The sequence below is a fragment of the Stenotrophomonas maltophilia group sp. LNF247 genome (genome assembly GCF_054083135.1).
The window spans coordinates 143669-160605 of sequence record NZ_JBSRQL010000008.1 but is presented as its reverse complement, the minus strand read 5'-3'; the positions used below and the strand labels follow the sequence as shown (position 1 = coordinate 160605).

General features: G+C 66.8%; 10 protein-coding genes. All 10 read right to left on the bottom strand.

The features are described from left to right. Positions 1-54: 54 nt before the first annotated feature. The gene (gene lpxH, locus ACTXG9_RS10610) at positions 55-801 is read right to left on the bottom strand and encodes a UDP-2,3-diacylglucosamine diphosphatase (RefSeq protein ID WP_019659544.1); all 747 of its coding nucleotides are present in this window, start codon (positions 799-801) and stop codon (positions 55-57) included. Positions 802-866: 65 nt separating this feature from the next. Next, entirely contained in the window at positions 867-1406 is a 540-nt protein-coding gene (locus ACTXG9_RS10605) for a phosphatase PAP2 family protein (RefSeq protein ID WP_010483928.1), read from the bottom strand. Next, positions 1387-2532, bottom strand: a complete 1146-nt coding sequence (locus ACTXG9_RS10600; RefSeq protein ID WP_021202985.1) for a glycosyltransferase family 4 protein — start codon at positions 2530-2532, stop codon at positions 1387-1389. Before ACTXG9_RS10600 ends, ACTXG9_RS10605 begins: the two co-directional genes overlap by 20 nt. A gap of 143 nt (positions 2533-2675) precedes the next feature. Further along, positions 2676-5600 (bottom strand): TonB-dependent receptor domain-containing protein, encoded by a 2925-nt coding sequence (locus ACTXG9_RS10595; protein WP_111097980.1) that lies wholly within the window; start codon positions 5598-5600, stop codon positions 2676-2678. A 336-nt stretch (positions 5601-5936) separates the two neighbouring features. Beyond that, on the bottom strand, positions 5937-8906 hold the full coding sequence (locus ACTXG9_RS10590; RefSeq protein ID WP_021202983.1) for a TonB-dependent receptor domain-containing protein: 2970 nt from the start codon (positions 8904-8906) through the stop codon (positions 5937-5939). A gap of 303 nt (positions 8907-9209) precedes the next feature. Continuing rightward, on the bottom strand, positions 9210-10736 hold the full coding sequence (ppx, locus tag ACTXG9_RS10585; RefSeq protein WP_019659539.1) for an exopolyphosphatase: 1527 nt from the start codon (positions 10734-10736) through the stop codon (positions 9210-9212). Positions 10737-10941: 205 nt separating this feature from the next. After that, entirely contained in the window at positions 10942-13029 is a 2088-nt protein-coding gene (gene ppk1, locus ACTXG9_RS10580) for a polyphosphate kinase 1 (protein WP_019659538.1), read from the bottom strand. A 4-nt stretch (positions 13030-13033) separates the two neighbouring features. After that, positions 13034-14365 (bottom strand): phosphate regulon sensor histidine kinase PhoR, encoded by a 1332-nt coding sequence (gene phoR, locus ACTXG9_RS10575; protein WP_019659537.1) that lies wholly within the window; start codon positions 14363-14365, stop codon positions 13034-13036. A gap of 106 nt (positions 14366-14471) precedes the next feature. After that, positions 14472-15161 carry a phosphate regulon transcriptional regulator PhoB gene (gene phoB, locus ACTXG9_RS10570; protein ID WP_005408258.1) on the bottom strand — a complete coding sequence of 230 codons (690 nt, stop codon included), beginning with the start codon at positions 15159-15161 and terminating at the stop codon, positions 14472-14474. A 117-nt stretch (positions 15162-15278) separates the two neighbouring features. Continuing rightward, the gene (locus tag ACTXG9_RS10565; protein ID WP_164144128.1) at positions 15279-16925 is read right to left on the bottom strand and encodes a M48 family metalloprotease; all 1647 of its coding nucleotides are present in this window, start codon (positions 16923-16925) and stop codon (positions 15279-15281) included. Positions 16926-16937 lie beyond the last annotated feature (12 nt).

Below are 16937 nucleotides of genomic sequence, written 5' to 3'. Positions count from 1 at the left end.
GGTGCGTGCACCTGCCCGGGTAGATGCCAACCCTGGTTGGCACCCTGCGATCCATCATTCGCGCGCGAGCGTATCCAGCGACCAGCCGCCGGCATCCACGCGCAGCACCGACCCCTGTTCGTACCAGTCGCCCAGTACGATGCGGGTGCAGGTGCGTCCACCGGCCTGCAGCGTGTGCACCGCCGGGCGATGGGTGTGGCCATGGATCATCGTATCCACGCCGTGGCGCACGAAGGTGGCATCGACTTCGGCCGGGGCCACGTCGGTGACGGTCTCGAACTGTGCGCGGTCACCCTGCTTCATTTCCGCCTGGCGTGCCTGGCTGGCATCACGCGCCTTCTGCGCGAAGGCGATGCGCGCGGCCAGCGGCTGCGACAGGAACTGCGCCTGGAATGCCGGGTCGCGCGTCTGCGCGCGGAACTGCTGGTAGGGAATGTCGTCGGTGCACAACAGGTCGCCGTGCTGCAGCAGCACCGGGCGGCCGTACAGTTCGATCACGCAGGGGTCGGGCAGGATGCGCAGGCCGGCGCGGCGGGCATAGTCCTCGCCGAGCAGGAAATCGCGGTTGCCGCGGATGAAGTACACCGGCACGCCGCTGTCGAAGAGTGCCTTCAGTGCGTCGGCCACCGCATCGGCGGCGGGTGAGGGCGTGTCGTCGCCGATCCAGGCCTCGAACAGGTCGCCCAGGATGTACAGCGCATCGGCGCCGGGCGCCTGGTCGCGCAGGAAGCGCAGGAACAGGTCGGTGATCTCCGGACGGCTGGGGTCCAGATGCAGGTCGGAAATGAACAGCGTGGTCATGCCTGCATTCTAGGCCATCAACGATGACGGTAGCGCCGGGCCACGCGCGGCCGGTGCAGCGGCCATCACACCGGCAGCGGCAGCCAGGCCAGGCTGGCCGAGGCCAACAGGATGGCGATGCCGGTGGCGGCCAGTACATCGGACGGGTAGTGCAGGCCCAGTACCACCCGCGACAGCGCGACGCCGAAGGTGAAGGGAACCAGCAGCGGTGCCAGCCACGGGTAGTAGGCCAGCGCGACGATGGTGAACGACACCGCGTGCAGGGTGTGCCCGGAAGGGAAGCTGAACTCGTCCAGCGGCGCCACCCAGGCGCGGATGCGCAGATCGGCCGCATACGGGCGAGGGCGTCGGGTCCAGCGCTTGAGGCCCTTGTAGAGCAGCAGTGCGGCCAGCCCGGTGGCGGCCATGTGCACCGATGCACGCAGTCCGTCGAAGCCGTCCAGCAGCACCAGTGCGCCCATCAGCACGTACCAGAACACGCCATCGCCGAGCCGGCTGATGACCGAGAACAGCCGGCGCACACGGCGACGCCGGCAGTAGTGGTTGGCCCGGCGGCACAGCCGTGCTTCGCGGCCGGCCAGCAGCTCAAGCGGCGTAGTGCGCATGGCCGCTCCTCCGCGACTGGGCCAGCTCGGCCAGCAGCGCATCGAATTCGGCAACCACCTGTTGTGGATGCAGGCGCTTCATCGCACGCGCGGCGCTGCTGCCCAACTCGCGGCGCCGTGCATCATCGGCGGCCAGCTGCACGGCTGCCTCGATGAACTGCTCATCGTTTTCCACGGCCGCGCCGTTCTCGCCGTCACGCAGGTATTCGCGAGCCGCGCCATAGTCGAAAGCGACGGTGGCCAGGCCGCTGGCCATGCTTTCCAGGGTCACGTTGCCAAAGGTCTCGCTGCGGCTGGGGAACAGGAACAGGTCACCGCTGGCGAAATGCCGGGCCAGCGCATCGCCGCGCTGGATGCCGCAGAAGATGAAATCCGGGTTTTCATGTGCCAGTTTTTCGCGGGCTGGGCCATCGCCCACCCATACGAAGCGGGCTTTGGGCCGGATCTGCTGCAGGCGTCGGAAGGCTCTCACCGCCAGGCCAAGGTTCTTTTCCGCGGCGATGCGGCCGACGTAGATCGCGACCAGGCCATTGCCGTCCACGCCCCATTCCTCGCGCAGCGCCGGGTCGCGCCGGCCGGGATCGAACTGCTGGCTGTCGACCGCGCGCGCCAGCAGGCACACGCGGTCGAAGCCCTGTTCAACAAGGAACTGCTGCAGTTCGCGGGTGGGCACCAGGGTTGCATCGGCCTGATTGTGGAACCGGCGCATCCAGCGCATCGCCGCGGCCTGCAGCCAGGCCACGCCGTAGTCGGGCAGGTACTCGTCGAAGCGGGTGTGGAAACCACTGGCGACCGGAATGCCAAGGCGGCGCGCGGTGCGCAGCGCCGACCAGCCCAGCGGGCCCTCGGTGGCAATGTAGACCGCATCGGGACGCCGCTGCTGCCAGTGGCGGTTGAGCCGGATCGGCGCAGGCAGGCCGAAGCGCAGGCCGGGGTAGCGCGGCAGTGCGGCGCCCGGAACCAGCAGCGCACCTGGCGCCGAGTCCGGTGCTTCGCTGGCCTGGCGTGGCCGGATCAGGTCGATTTCATGGCCGGAATTGCGCAGTCCCTGCTCCAGGCCCTGCACGGTGAGGGCAACGCCGTTCACTTCCGGCGGGTAGGTCTCGGTGACGATGGCATAGCGCATGGCGGGCCTCCGGGTTTCCGGCATGCTCGGGCCTGGCGATGTAGCTGATATGACCGCTTTGCGACCACGGGATGACGGCCGTCCGGTTGCCGTGGAGCCACGGCCCCGAAGGGCCGTGGCGGTGCTGCAGCAAGCGCGGTGGATCAGAAGCGCTGCTGGTATTTCATGTAGATGAAACGACCAATGTCGAAGCCACCGTAGTAGGAGAAATTGGCGCTCGGCTGGCTGTACATGACCGGACCCTGGCGGCCGAACACATTGTTGGCACCGATCGAGACGGTCGCATCCCATGGCAGGTTGTAGCGTGCCTGCACGTCGTGGAAGGTGACCGATCCGCGACGGTTGTAGTCACGGCTGCCGCTGAACCATGGTGCGCGCTGGTCGGGGTGCGAACACTCGTTCGGATACTCATCAACGCCCAGGCAGCGCTCCTTGACCGCAGAGAAGTAGCGCAGGCCCCAAGTCAGGCCGAGGTTGCCGCGTTCCCAGCCCAGCGATGCGTTGGAGCGCACGCGGAAGCCGATGCCACCGTCGGTGGCGATGCCATTGCTGGGAATCGGCGGTACATCCGCCTCGTTGGTGGTCCGTTGCTCCGCAGCGACCACATAGGTGGTCTTCCAGTCGGCGCTCAACGTGCCCCAGGAGGTTTCGATCTTGTGGCCGATCTCCAGGTCATAGCCTTCGGCCTGGCGGAAACCGCTGTTGCGGCTGCCATAGCTGAGCGTGTTGACGATGCCCAGCTCCGGGTCGCGGGTAAAGCTGCCGCAGCGCTCGGCGATGCCCAGTTCGTAGCAGTCGCGGAGGATGTCGTTGGGGTGGTCGGCGACAATGGTGTTGTCGATGCGGATCTTCCACCAGTCCAGCGCGATGTTCAGCCCTTCGGCAAACGTCGGGCTCCACACCAGGCCCAGGGTGCGGCTGGTAGAGGTTTCCGGCTTCAGGTCGGGATTGGAACCGTTGGTGAAGGGCAGCGGTGTCTGCCCGCTGCTGCCGGTGATCGGCTCATTGCCCTGGCCGAGCTGGCGGTAGCTGTCTGCATTGGCGATGTCGGCGGCGCAGCGTGCACGCACCTCCGGGCTGCTGGCGGCCGCGCCATACACCGTATCGCAGGGGTCACGGAAGCCGGTGGTGAAGGTCTGCGAACCCCCACCGTACAGATTCGCGATGGTCGGTGCACGGAAGCCCTGCGCCCAGGTGCCACGGACCAGCAGCTGGTCGATCGGCTTCCACGACACGCCGAACTTGCTGTTGAGGGTTCCGCCGAAGGTGGTGTAGTCCGAGTAGCGCGTTGCCGCGTCGAGGGTCAGCTGGCGTGCACCGGGGAGGTCGTGCAGCAACGGCACGCTCAGCTCCAGGTAGGCCTCGTCGACGCGGTAACCCCCTCCAGTGGGGCCCGCCGCCAGGTTGGTGGTGGCACCGGTCTGGGCCAGCGCGTCGGGAATGAAGCGCCCCTCCTCGCGGCGGCTCTCCACGCCCAGGGCGAAGCCCAGTTCCCCCGCAGGCAGCGTGGCAAGGCCTCCACTGAGGCTGGCGAACAGGTTGCGGGTGGTGTTTCTGCCACGGGTGATTTCCTCGGGGAACAGCCAGTCCTGCAGTTCGCCGTTGCCGGTCAGGCCGTAAGGGTCATCCTGGCCATACGGCACCAGCGGATTCCAGGGCTTGCAGCCGGCAATCGGTGCCTCCGGTGTACCGCATTCCACCTTGCCGGTGGCCGGGTTGTAGAACGAAGGGCCGGTGGAATCGGCGACGCGCTGCTTGTGCAGGTTGCCGGTGGCACGCTGCTCCAGTTCGCTGCGGTTGTACTGGTAGCCGGCTTCCCAATCGAACTCGCGACCGACGAACTGGAAGCTGCCTTCAAACGCGGCCACACCCTGCCAGGTGGTCAGTTCGCTGATGCTGACCCGCGGAATCTCCCAGGTGCGGCGGTTCCAGTGCACGTCGCTTGGGTGTTCATAGCCGTGGTGGCTGCCGAACGGGTTGAACCAGCTGTCGGCGGACATCGGCGTGATGCCGGCCGCAGCGGACTGGAACGGATAGCCGGCGACCTGGCGCGTGGTGGTACGCCGGTTGTAGGCCAGCTGCGTATTGAAGCGGACCTGGTCGTTCATATCCATGCGTGCGTCGACAAAGAGCGAATCGCGCTTGATCGGTGTCTGCACGTGCATCTGCTCGTTGCTGTTGCTGACATCACCGGTGAACGGTGTGTTGTCACTGAGGTGGAAACTGTCCGGCCCGCCCGGCTGGCTGCCGCGGTCGAGGGAATAGCTGCAGCCACGGCTGCTGCTGCAGCCCGGGCCCTTGAAGCCGACGATGCGCCCCCACTGGCCGACCGTGGTCCAGCCATCGTCCGGATGACGATCGGTGTAGCTGTAGGCGCTGAAGCCGCGGTCCTTGGCCCATACGCCCTTCTCTTCGACATGCTCGGCGGCGACGCTGATCGAGGCGCGGTCGTTCGACCAGCCGGCAACCACGTCGTACTGGGTGCGCGCACCGTCACCTTCGCTGAACTGCCCGTGGTAGACGTTGGCCGCCACGCCCTGGACGTTGCGCCGGGTGATGATGTTGACCACGCCGGCCATCGCGTCGGAACCGTAGATGGCCGAAGCGCCGTCCTTCAGCACTTCCATGCGCTCCACGGCAGCGGCGGGAATGCTGGAAATGTCCTGGTAACCCGAAGTGGTCATGCCCAGGCGCTTGCCGTTGACCAGCACCAGCGTGCGCTGCGCCCCCAGCCCGCGCATGTCCACGTAGCTGCCGCCGGAGGCTTCGCCACTGCTGAGCGGGCTGGCGCGGCTGAGCGCGGGGCTGCCGGTCGCGGTCAGGTTCTGCAGGATGTCCGCGACGGAATTGAAGCCCTGCCGCTCGATGTCGGCGCGGCTGATGGTCAGCACCGGCTGTGCGGTTTCCAGGTCGACCTGGCGGATGCGCGAACCGGTGATCTCGATACGGTCCAGCGTGGTGGCTTCCGGTGCATGCTGGGCGAATGCGGGGGCGGCCAGTGCGGTGGTGGCCGTCATCGTCAGTGCACGACGGATCGCCAACCCCAGTTCGGGAATACGGATGGTCATGGGTCTCTCTCTCGGTCTTCGAAGTCTTCGGAACACAGCCAAGCGGGGCTGCGTCAATGCCACCGCGGTGGTGGACGTTCGAACCTAGTGAAGACGGGCGTGGAGACGTATGGGCAAGCGACGAAAGTCGTGCAGACAGGTGTGACGTTTCTGCACAAAGCGGAAGCAGATCAATCGATTGCTCCGGCCTGCGGCGTTACGGCGGAGGCGAGGCAGCGGACCGGGTCCCTGATGGAACGCAGCACGGGCAATGTGGAAAGCGACAGTCTGCGCAGAATCAGAAAGAACCACGGCCCCGAAGGGCCGTGGTCGACAAGCGTCAGCAACGCGGGTGGATCAGAAGCGCTGCTGGTACTTCATGTACATGAAACGACCGATGTCGTAGCCACCGTAGTAGGAGAACGACGAGTTCGGCTTGCTGTACATCACCGGCGCTTCCTTGCCGAACACATTGTTCGCGCCCACCGACACGGTTGCATCCCACGGCAGGTTGTAGCGGAACTGCACGTCGTGGAAGGTCACCGCGCCGCGCTCGTTGTAAGCGGTCGGCGACTTCAGCCACGGAGCCAGGAAGGTCGGATCGGAGCATTCGTCCGCATACCGCGAGGCGTTGAGGCAGCGCTCCTTCACACCGGAGTAGTAGCGTGCCGTCCAGCTGACGCCGAAGTCACCCACATCCCAGCCCAGCACCAGGTTCGAGCGCACGCGGAACGCAAGGCTGGTGGCGGTGCCGATGGTGTTGGCCACGCCGTTGATCGGCGTGATCGCATCACGGACATCATTGGTGGAGCGGTAGACGTTCTTGCTCACATAGGTGCTGGTCCAGCCTGCGCTCAGCTTGCCGTAGCCGGTGTCGACGCGGTAGCTGACATCCAGGTCGTAACCTTCGGTCTCGGCGAAGCCGGCGTTGCGGTTGCCGAACTTCAGGCCGGTGACGATGCCGTTGGACGGGTCGCGGGTGAAGCGGCTGCAGCGCGATTCGATGCCCTGCTCATAGCAGTCCTTCAGGATCTGGTTCGGGCTGTCACCGACGATGGTGTTGTCGATGCGGATCTTCCACCAGTCCAGCGCCACGTTGAAGTTGCTGAGGAAGGTCGGGCTCCACACCAGGCCCAGCGTTTTGCTGGTCGAGGTCTCCGGAACCAGTAGCGGGTTGGAGCCGGACACGAACGGCGTCGGGGTGGCATCCTGCGCCGTGGTTACCGGCGTGTTGCCCTGCTTCAGCTGGCGGAAGTTGGCTGCATCGGCGATGTCACGTGCGCACCGTGCGCGGACTTCGGCACTGCCTTTGGCCGAGCCGAACACGGTGTCGCACGGGTCGCTGAACTGCGCGAAGGTTTCCGAACCACCACCGTACAGATCGTTGATGGTCGGTGCGCGGAAGCCCTCGGCCCAGGTACCACGGACCAGCAGCTGGTCGATCGGCTTCCACTTGAAGCCGAACTTGCTGTTGAGCGTGTTGCCGAAGGTGTTGTACTTGGAATAGCGGGTAGCGGCATTGAAGCTCAGCTCGCGTGCGCCGGGCAGGTCGGCCAGCACCGGCACGTTGAGTTCCAGGTAGGCTTCCTTCACGTTGTAGCTGCCACCGGTCGGGCCAGCGGCCAGGTTGGTGGTGGCACCGGTCTGGGCCAGGGCATCGGGGGTGTAGCGGCCATCTTCCTTTCGGCTTTCCACACCGAAGGCGAAGCCCAGGTCGCCGGCCGGCAGGGTCAGGATGCTGCCGGACAGATTGGCGAACGCGTTCTTGGTGGTGGTCCGGCCGGTGGTGTGCTCCGCCGGGAACAGCCAGGCCATCAGCTCTTCATTGCCGGTCAGTCCGTTCGGATCGTTTCTGCCGTAGGGCACCAGCGGGTTCCACGGCGTGCAGCCGCTGATCACCGCGCCCGGACGGCCACACATCACCTTGCCGGTGGCCGGATCCAGGAACGACGGGCCCACGGCGTCGCGCACGCGCTTCTTGTGCAGGTTGCCGGTGGCGGTGGCGGTCAGCTCGTTGCGGTTGTACTGGTAGCCCACGTCCCAGTCGAAGTAGCGCTGGCCGATCTCGAAGCTGCCATCCAGCGACACTACCGCACGGTAGGTCTTCAGTTCGCTGGTGCTCACGCGCGGGATTTCCCAGGTGCGGCGGTTCCAGGCCACGTCGGTTGGCCTGGCATAGCCGTGCTGGGTGCCGAACGGGTTGAAGTAGCTGTCCTTGGACATCAGGCCGGTGGCGGTCGGGTCACCGGAGATGGACACCGAGCTGGACTGCAGCGGGTAGCCTGCAATCTGGCGCTCGGCCGAACGCTTGTTGTAGCCGAATTCGGTGCGCAGGTTGACCTGGTCGGTGATCTTGAAGCGACCGTCGAAGTACACCGAATCACGCTTGAGCGGATACATGACGTGCATCTGTTCGTTGGCGTTGCTGACGTCGCCGGTGAACGGGGTTGCGTCGGTCAGGTGGTAGTTGGCCGGGTTGGTCGGGTCAGCGCCGCGGTTGAGCGAGTAGCCACACCCCTGGGTGGCGTTGGTGCAGCCCGGGCCGCCCTTCAGGCCGGTAACCTGGCCCCACTGGCTCAGCGTGGTCCAGTTGGAGGCGTCGTTCGGGTGGCGGTCGCTCACGCCGTACTTGCTGAACCAGCGGTCCTTTGCCCAGACGCTCTTTTCTTCGGAGTGCTCCAGTGCCAGGGTCAGCGACACGCGATCGTTGCTCCAGCCGCCGACCACATCGAAGCGGTCACGGGCACCGTCGCCTTCGCTGTACTGGCCGTGGTAGACATTGGCGGTCACGCCGTTGACGTTGGAGCGGGTGATGATGTTGATCACGCCCGCCATCGCGTCGGAACCGTAGATGGCCGAGGCGCCGTCCTTCAGCACTTCAATGCGCTCCACCGCAGACACCGGCAGCGAGGACACGTCCTGGTAGCCGGAGGTGCTGATGCCCAGACGCTTGCCATTGACCAGCACCAGGGTGCGCTGCGCGCCCAGGTTGCGCATGTCGATGTAGGTGCCGCCGGTGTTCTCGCCAGCGCTCAGCGCGTTTGCGCGGCTGATCGCCGGGCTGCCCATCGCGGTGACGTTCTGCAGGATGTCGGCCACCGAGCTGAAGCCCTGGCGCTCGATGTCCAGCCGGCTCAGTGCCAGGACCGGCTGTGCGGTCTCCACGTCCACCTGGCGGATGCGCGAGCCAGTGATCTCGATGCGATCCAGGGTGGTCGGCGCGGCAGTGCTGCCACTCTGGGCGAACGCAGGCAGCGCGGCCAGCGTCGCAGTGGTTGCCAGGGCGTAGCGGATGGCCTGCCCCAGGGGGGTAGTACGTGAAGTCATGACGAGCTCTCTCTCTCTAAGGTCGTGCAGGGACGCCAAAAGGGGCGTCGAAGAAATCGGCCGCCGACAAGCGGACCGATGACCCGATAGTAGTCTCGTTGGTTAAGTCTATGTAAAGAGGATATGTCGGTTTGTACCAGCTTTCTTCATCAGATTTCACGAAAGCTCAACAAAAGCAGTCGCTTAGCGGTCACGCTGAATGCGCTTGCTCGACATGATCTGCTGCATCGCAGCAGATCTATGCGGGGCACGTGCGCGAACTGTAACGGTGTGTGACGTACTCCCCTCGTGGGGGCGCGGCGCTCAGGCCACGAACGGCCGGAACTGGATGCCCAGTCCGGCGATGCCATCGGTCTCGCCGATCAGGTCCGCGCGCAGCAGCGGCCGGGCATCGATGAAGGCCTGCGGCACGATCAGCGACAGGCGGTTGTCGTCGGCGGTCAGTTCCAGTGCCGGCAGCGGATCGTCCTCATGGGCACGGTTGAGCAGCACCGCCAGGCGCAGCAGGGCGGCCAGCCGGCGTGCGGTCAGCAGCAGGCGCTCGGGCAGGGCGTCGAAGGCGGTCTTGGTTACGCTGCGGCGGTGGCTGCGCACCAGCGCGGCCAGCATCTGCTGCTCCTGGCGCGAGAAGCCGGCGATATCCGAGTGCTCCAGCACATAGCTGCCGTGCACGTGGTAGCCGCTGTGCGCGATCATCAGGCCCAGCTCGTGCAGGCGCGCGGCCCAGCCGAGCATGCGCGCATCGTCGGCATCGAGCCTCCAGCGATCCTGCACCTGTTCCAGCAGCGACAGCGCGGTCTCCTGCACCCGCTCGGCCTGCACGGTATCGATGCCGTAGCGCTGGCTGAGTGCGGCCACCGATTCATCACGCAGGTCGTTCTCGCCGGCGCGGCCGACGATGTCATACAGGATGCCTTCGCGCATCGCGGCCTTGCTCACCAGCAGTTTCTGCAGGCCCAGCGCCTGGAACGCGGCTTCCAGTACCAGGATCCCGCCGGCGATGATCGGGCGGCGGTCGCTGGACAACCCGGGCAGCTGGATGTCGTCGATCTTCTTCGCCTTCAGCAGTTCATCGCGCAGCTGCGGCAGGGCCTCGGCGGTGATCGCGCCCTTGCTCAGCTTCATCGTCGCGCAGATCTCGCTGATCGCCTTGTGCGTGCCTGAAGAACCCAGGGCTTCCTGCCAGCCCAGCGCACGGTACTTGCTGGCGAAGGGCTGGAACTCACGGCCGATCTCGGCCAGCGCATCCTTCCAGCGCTTCTTGCTCAGCTTGCCGCCAGGGAAGAAACGCCGTGTGCTGGCGATGCAGCCGGCCTGCAGGCTTTCGCGCTCCAGGGTCTGCATGCCCATGCCGATGATGAATTCCGTGGAGCCGCCGCCGATATCGATCACCAGCCGGCGCTGGCCGGGCTTGGGTGGTTGCGCATGGGCCACGCCCAGGTAGATCAGGCGCGCTTCTTCGCGACCGCTGACCACTTCGATGGCATGCCCGAGCGCGGTTTCGGCGGGAACCAGGAACGACTGCGGCGAGCGCAGCTGGCGCACGGTGTTGGTGGCCAGCGCACGCACCCGGTGCGGCGGCACATTGCGGATGCGCTGGCCGAAGCGGGCCAGGCATTCCAGGGCACGTTGGCGTGCAGCGGAAGAGAGACCACCCTTGCCATCCAGGCCATCGGCCATGCGCACCGTCTCGCGCAGGCGGTCGATCACCCGCAGCTGACCGAGCGTGTAGCGCGCGATGACCATGTGGAAACTGTTGGAGCCAAGGTCGATGGCGGCCAGCAGGTCGCCATCCTGCAATGCGGGCGGAGTCGTGGTGGTATGCGGCATGGACGAATGTTAGCCGAAGGGGCGGTGTGCTCGTCACCGCGCGGCCTTCACATTTTGGAAGGAGGCGTGCAGCACGATGGCAAGGGGTCAGATCCCGCTGTGGGTGGGTGCCGACCGTTGGTCGGCACTGATCGAATCCCGACCAGCGGTCGGGATCCACCGGGGATCGAATCCCGACCAGCGGTCGGGATCCACCGGGGCAGGACTACAGCCCCTGCATCAATGCCATCTGCGCGGAATGCGGCGCTTCGTCGTGCGCCGGCGCGCGCTTGTGGTAGATGCCGTCGGCATCCAGTTCCCAGGCGTTGAGATTGTCGTCCAGGTAGTTCTGCAGCACTTCGCGATAGACCCGCTTGGCCAGCTCCGGGTCGAGGATCGGGAAGCAGGTCTCGACCCGGCGCAGCAGGTTGCGCTCCAGCCAGTCGGCGCTGGCGCAGTACATTTCCGGAGCGCCGTCGTTGCCGAACCAGTAGACGCGGCTGTGTTCCAGGAAGCGGCCGACGATCGAGCGCACGCGGATGTTGTCCGAGATGCCCGGCACACCCGGGCGCAGGGTGCAGGCGCCGCGGATGATCAGGTCGATCTGCACGCCGGCCTGCGAGGCCGCGTACAGGGCGCGCACCACCTGCGGTTCGTTCAACGCGTTCATCTTGGCGATGATCCGCGCCGGGCGGCCGGCGGCGGCGATGCGCGTCTCGCGCTCGATGCGGCCGAGGATGCCGGTATGCAGAGTGAAGGGCGACTGCAGCAGGCGCTTGAGCTTCATCTTCGAGGCGAGGCCGGACAGCTGCTGGAACAGCAGGTGCACGTCGTTGCCGATGTCCGGGTCAGCCGTGATCAGGCTGATGTCGGTGTACGCGCGGGCGGTACCGCTGTGGTAGTTGCCGGTGCCCAGGTGTACATAGCGGCGCAGTTTGCGGCCTTCGCGGCGCACGATCAGCAGCATCTTGGCGTGGGTCTTGTAGCCGACCACGCCGTACACCACCTGCACGCCGGCCTCCTGCAGGCGATCGGCCAGGCCCAGGTTGGCTTCCTCGTCGAAGCGCGCGCGCAGTTCAACCACCACGGTCACGTCCTTGCCGTTGCGCGCGGCCTGGATCAGTGCATCGACGATCAGCGAATCCTTGCCGGTGCGGTACAGGGTCTGCTTGATCGCCAGCACGTTCGGATCGATCGCCGCCTGCCGGATCAGGTCCAGCACCGCGGTGAAGGCATCGAACGGATGGTGCAGCAGCAGGTCCTGGCGTGTCACTGTCTCGAAGATGCCGTCGCTGTCGCGCAGGGTGCGCGGGGTCATCGGCGGGTACTTCAGGTCCGGCTGCGCGATCAGGTCGTACAGCTGGATGATGCGGTTGAGGTTGACCGGGCCATCAATGCGGTAGACCGCGTTCTCGGTCAGGCCGAAATTCTGCAGCAGGGTGCGCACGATCTCACGCGGCATGTCGTGGGCGATCTCCAGGCGCACCGCCGGCCGGTAGCCGCGGTCCACCAGCTCGTCGCGCAGCGCCAGCGCCAGGTTTTCCACTTCCTCCTCATCCACCACCAGCTCGGAGTTGCGGGTAACGCGGAACTGGTAGGCGCCCTGGACTTCCATGCCCGGGAACAGCTCATCGACGAAGGTGGACAGCACCGACGACAGGAACACGAAATTCTGTGATCCGCCCAGCTTTTCCGGCAGCTGGATGATGCGCGGCAGTGAGCGCGGCGCACGCACGATGGCCAGGTGGCCGGCGCGGCCGAACGCGTCGGTGCCTTTGAGCACCACCACGATATTCAGCGACTTGTTGAGGATCTTCGGGAACGGATGCACCGGGTCCAGGCCCAGCGGCGACAGCACCGGCATGATCTCGTTGCGGAAATAGGCGCGCAGCCAGCGCCTCTGTCGATCGGTCCAGGAATGGCGGCCGAGCACGCCGATGCCGGCGTCCATCAGCGCCGGGCGGAGCGTCTCGTTCCAGCAGCGGTACTGCTGGTCCACCAGTTCGGCGGCGCGGTCATGAATGGCGCTGAGGATGGCCTGCGGGCTCATCCCGTCCGGTGCCGGCGGCAGGCCGAATTCCTGCGCGTGGCGCACGGCGGCGGCGCGGATCTCGAAGAACTCGTCGAGGTTGGTGCAGGAGATGCACATGAAGCGCAGGCGCTCCAGCAGCGGCACCTGCGGGTCCATCGCCTGGGCCAGCACGCGGAAGTTGAAATCCAGCTGCGACAGCTCACGGTTGATGTACAGCGCCGGGTCGCGCAACGGATCGTTGTCCGGGCTCACGGGGAGGGGGAGGGATCCGAGGCTGCTCATGGCGTCATTCTTCGATGGAGGTCAGGGGGGCGGACTCGCGCGGGCGCACGTGGTCGGCATCGAAATGGCAGGAGAACACCGAGCCCTTGCCGACTTCGCTTTCGATCTCCAGCCGTGCGTGGTGCAGGCCGAGGATGTGCTTGACGATCGACAGGCCCAGTCCGGTACCGCCACTCTCGCGTGAGCGGCTGCTGGAAACCCGGTAGAAGCGTTCGGTCAGGCGCGGCAGGTGCGTGGCGGGAATGCCGTAGCCGGAATCGCGCACGGCCAGCACGGCGCCGTCGCCCTCGCGGCGGAACTCCACCGCGATGCGGCCACCGGCCGGGGTGTAGCGCACCGCGTTGGTGACCAGGTTGGAGAAGGCGCTGTGCAGCTCCTTGGTCGAGCCCTGCAGGTCGACGCCGGCCAGATCGTCGATGCTGATCTGGTGGCGGCCCTGGCTGTGCGCTTCGGCCTCGCGGCGCAGGGTTGCCAGCATCGGCTGCATGGCCACGGTCTCTTCCTCGCTGTGTTCCTGCGATTCCAGGCGCGACAGCGTCAGCAGGTCTTCCACCAGCTGGGCCATGCGCTGGCTCTGCTTGCGCATTTCCTCCAGCATCGGTCCGGTTCCCGGGAAATCCTCCGGGTCCATCATGTCCAGGTAGCCGTGGACCACGGTGAGCGGCGTGCGCAGTTCGTGTGAAACATTGGCCACGAAGTCGCGGCGCACCTGTTCCAGGCGAAGCAGCTTGCTGACGTCACGCGCGATCAGCAGCCAGTAATCCGACGAATAGGGAATCAGGCGCAGGTTCAGGCGGATCGCCGGGTCGACCGGCGAGGGCACGTCCAGGATCGGCTCGGCGTTGCGGCCACCGGCCAGCCAGTGCGCCAGCGGCATTGGCTGCAGGCGTTCGACCAGGGCCTCGCCAAGGTCGCCGGGATGGTGCAGGCCGAGCAGGGCGGTAGCCGCTTCGTTGAACCACTGCACGCGCTGGCTGTTGCGGTCCAGCACCACCACCGCATCGGGAAGCGCGGCGGCAGCGGCGCGGTAGCTGCGCAGCATGTCCAGCAGGCGGCGCTTGCGTACGCGCATTTCCACCTGGTTGCGGTACAGCAGGCGGTCCAGCTCGTTCCAGACGCCGCTGCCTTCCTCGGCGGTGTCCCAGCGCTGGCGCGCGGTCAGCCGCCGCAGCACGCTGCGCAGCCGCCAGTAGTGCCAGGCCAGGGTGGCCAGCGCGCCCAGTGCGATGCACAGCCACAGATGCCCCGAGAGCCACCCCACCAGTCCGGCGAACAGCAGCACCGCGGCAACGGTGGCCAGGGTCTTCAACCAGGCAGAGCGGATGTGGCGGGGCATTGCGATCTCGTCGTTGAGGTGCGGCGGTTCACTGGGGTGAACCGAGGGTTATAGCAGAGTTGCCGGCGCCGGCACCCGCAGGTGCTTGGCGCCGGCACGACGAGACTCAGGTGGCAGTGGAGAAACGGTAGCCGGCGCCGCGCACGGTCTGCACCATGTTCTCGGCGTTGAACGGTTCCAGCGTCTTGCGCAGGCGGCGGATGTGCACGTCGATGGTGCGCTCCTCCACGTACACGCTGCCGCCCCACACATGGTCCAGCAGCTGGGCGCGGGTATAGACGCGCTCCGGGTGGGTCATGAAGAAGTGCAGCAGGCGGTATTCGGTCGGGCCGATCGGCACCGGCTGGTCATTGGCGAATACGCGATGCGCCGCGCCATCGATGCGGATCGGGCCGACCGCCACGCTGCCGTCCTCGTCGTCCTCGCGGGCGCGGCGCATCACCGCGCGGATGCGGGCCAGCAGTTCGCGCGCCGAGAACGGCTTGACCACATAGTCGTCGACGCCGGCTTCAAGGCCGCCAACGCGGTCGTTCTCTTCGCCGCGCGCGGTCAGCATGATGATCGGCACTTCGCGGGTCAGCGTTTCCTTGCGCCAGCGACGGGCCAGGTCCAGGCCACTCGTACCGGGCAGCATCCAGTCCAGCAGGATCAGGTCGGGGACGCGGTCGGCGATCGCAGTCTGGGCCTCCCGGGCATCGCCGGCGTGGACCGGTTCGTAATCGCCCTTGCGAAGGGCGAAGGCGACCATTTCACGGATCGCGGGCTCGTCATCGACGATCAGGATGCGTTTCTGCACGAGGACACCGTAGGGCTCGGTTACTGGAGTGGTGCCAGTAGACTACGGTTTGATGACATGTTTGTGACTACCCGGCCTGGAACCGGCTGGGACTGCCATCGGCCGGTCATGCAGCGCTCAGCGCCGGTCCAGGTCCGGATCCTGCACACCCTGGCGGCGCAGCTCCAGCACGGTCGGGGTGATCGATTCGATGCGCGCGTCAACCCGCGCACGGCCGATGTAATCCAGTGCCGGGTTGCGCTTGAGCGCCTGCAACTGCAGCAGCGCCTGCTCCGGCCGTCCGCTGAGGAAGGCCGCCTCGGCATAGGCCTCGCTGGCACGCACGCTGTCGCCGGCCAGCTCGCTGGCGCGGGCATATCGCTGCTGGAAGACCGGATCGTTACCGCTTTGCGACAGCAGGGGCCGCAGCATGGCCTGCGCGCGCTGGCCGGCCTCGCGGGTACCCTGTTCGTTCAGGATCTCGGCATAGGTCAGTGCCACCGGGCGGCTGTTGGGGTGCTGGCGCAGCAACTGCTCGAAGCGGCTGTTGGCCTGGGCGGCCTGGCCGGCCCGTGACTCCGCTTCGCCCAGCGCCAGCGCCAGCCACAGGTTGTCCGGCCGGCCCTGCAGCAGGCCGGCCAGGGTCTGCCGGGCCTGGGTGGCGCCGGCGCGACCGCCGCGCATCACAGCCAGCGCCTGGCCATAGCGCTGGGCATCGTTGAGGCCGTCCTTCTGGCGCTTGGCCAGGTCGGCATACTCGCGTTCCAGCTCGGGCGCGGAGTCCGCGCTGAGCACGCGCAGGCGCTCGCGCGCCCAGTCGAAGTCGCCACTGGCGCCGCGGCTGAGCTGGCCCATCGGGATGCGCAGCACGTTGCTGGGCAGCAGCGGGTTGTTTCCGCGCAGCAGGGGCTCGGCCAGGCTGGGGTCGGCCGGGTCCACGCGCTCCCTGCGCTCGCCGCTGGGGGTGGTGGTGGTCAGCAGCACCGTGTCCTTCTTCATCTGCTCGGCGCGGGCCTTGGCCTCGCTGATGCGGGTGATGTTGACCGGGTGGGTGCGCAGGAACTCGGGCACGCTGTAGCCGCCTTCGTTGCCGCGCATCGCCGATGCCATCCGTTCGAAGAAGCCGGCCATGGCATCCACGTCGTAGCCGCTGCGCGACAGCGTGCGGATGCCGAGGCGGTCGGCCTCGGACTCGTTGGAACGGGTGTAGTTGATCTGCCGCTGCTGCATCAGGCCCATGCCGGAACTGATCGCGGCCATGGTCGCGTTGCCGGAGGACGTGCTGTTGCTGGCCTGCGCGGCCACCACCGCCGCCAGCATGCCCAGCAGGATCGGGATCTGGTCGCGCTGGGCGCGCTCTACCCCGCGCAGCACGTGCTGCTGGGTAACGTGGGCGATTTCGTGGGACAGCACCGCGGCCACCTCGTCCTCGCGCTCGGCGGTCAGCACCAGGCCGGCATTGACCCCGATGTAGCCGCCGAGGGTGGCGAAGGCGTTGATCTGCCGGTCCTTCATCACGAAGAAGGTATAGGGCTGCCGTGGCTGGTCACTGTTGGAGCCGAGCCGGGTACCCATGGTCTGCAGCCAGTCGTTCACCAGCGGGTCGTCCAGCAGGTAGCCATAGTTGCGCAGCTCGCGCAGCATCATCGCGCCGTACTCGGCCTGGCGGGCCGGGGTCAGCAGCTCACCGGCCGAGGAGCCGATGTCGGGCAGCTTCTCCTGGGCCTGGGCCAGCGGCACGGCCAGGGCCAGGGTGACGGCGGTAGTCAGCAGCAGGGCTCGCAAGCAGGGGGTCCT

What these genes read in the sequence shown, in the direction of transcription:
- ppx (WP_019659539.1), bottom strand. Translation starts at nt 10,736, where the DNA reads ATGCCGCATACCACCACGACTCCGCCCGCATTGCAGGATGGCGACCTG.
- ACTXG9_RS10595 (WP_111097980.1), bottom strand. Translation starts at nt 5,600, where the DNA reads ATGACCATCCGTATTCCCGAACTGGGGTTGGCGATCCGTCGTGCACTG.
- ACTXG9_RS10605 (WP_010483928.1), bottom strand. Translation starts at nt 1,406, where the DNA reads ATGCGCACTACGCCGCTTGAGCTGCTGGCCGGCCGCGAAGCACGGCTG.
- ACTXG9_RS10600 (WP_021202985.1), bottom strand. Translation starts at nt 2,532, where the DNA reads ATGCGCTATGCCATCGTCACCGAGACCTACCCGCCGGAAGTGAACGGC.
- ACTXG9_RS10590 (WP_021202983.1), bottom strand. Translation starts at nt 8,906, where the DNA reads ATGACTTCACGTACTACCCCCCTGGGGCAGGCCATCCGCTACGCCCTG.
- lpxH (WP_019659544.1), bottom strand. Translation starts at nt 801, where the DNA reads ATGACCACGCTGTTCATTTCCGACCTGCATCTGGACCCCAGCCGTCCG.
- phoR (WP_019659537.1), bottom strand. Translation starts at nt 14,365, where the DNA reads ATGCCCCGCCACATCCGCTCTGCCTGGTTGAAGACCCTGGCCACCGTT.
- ppk1 (WP_019659538.1), bottom strand. Translation starts at nt 13,029, where the DNA reads ATGAGCAGCCTCGGATCCCTCCCCCTCCCCGTGAGCCCGGACAACGAT.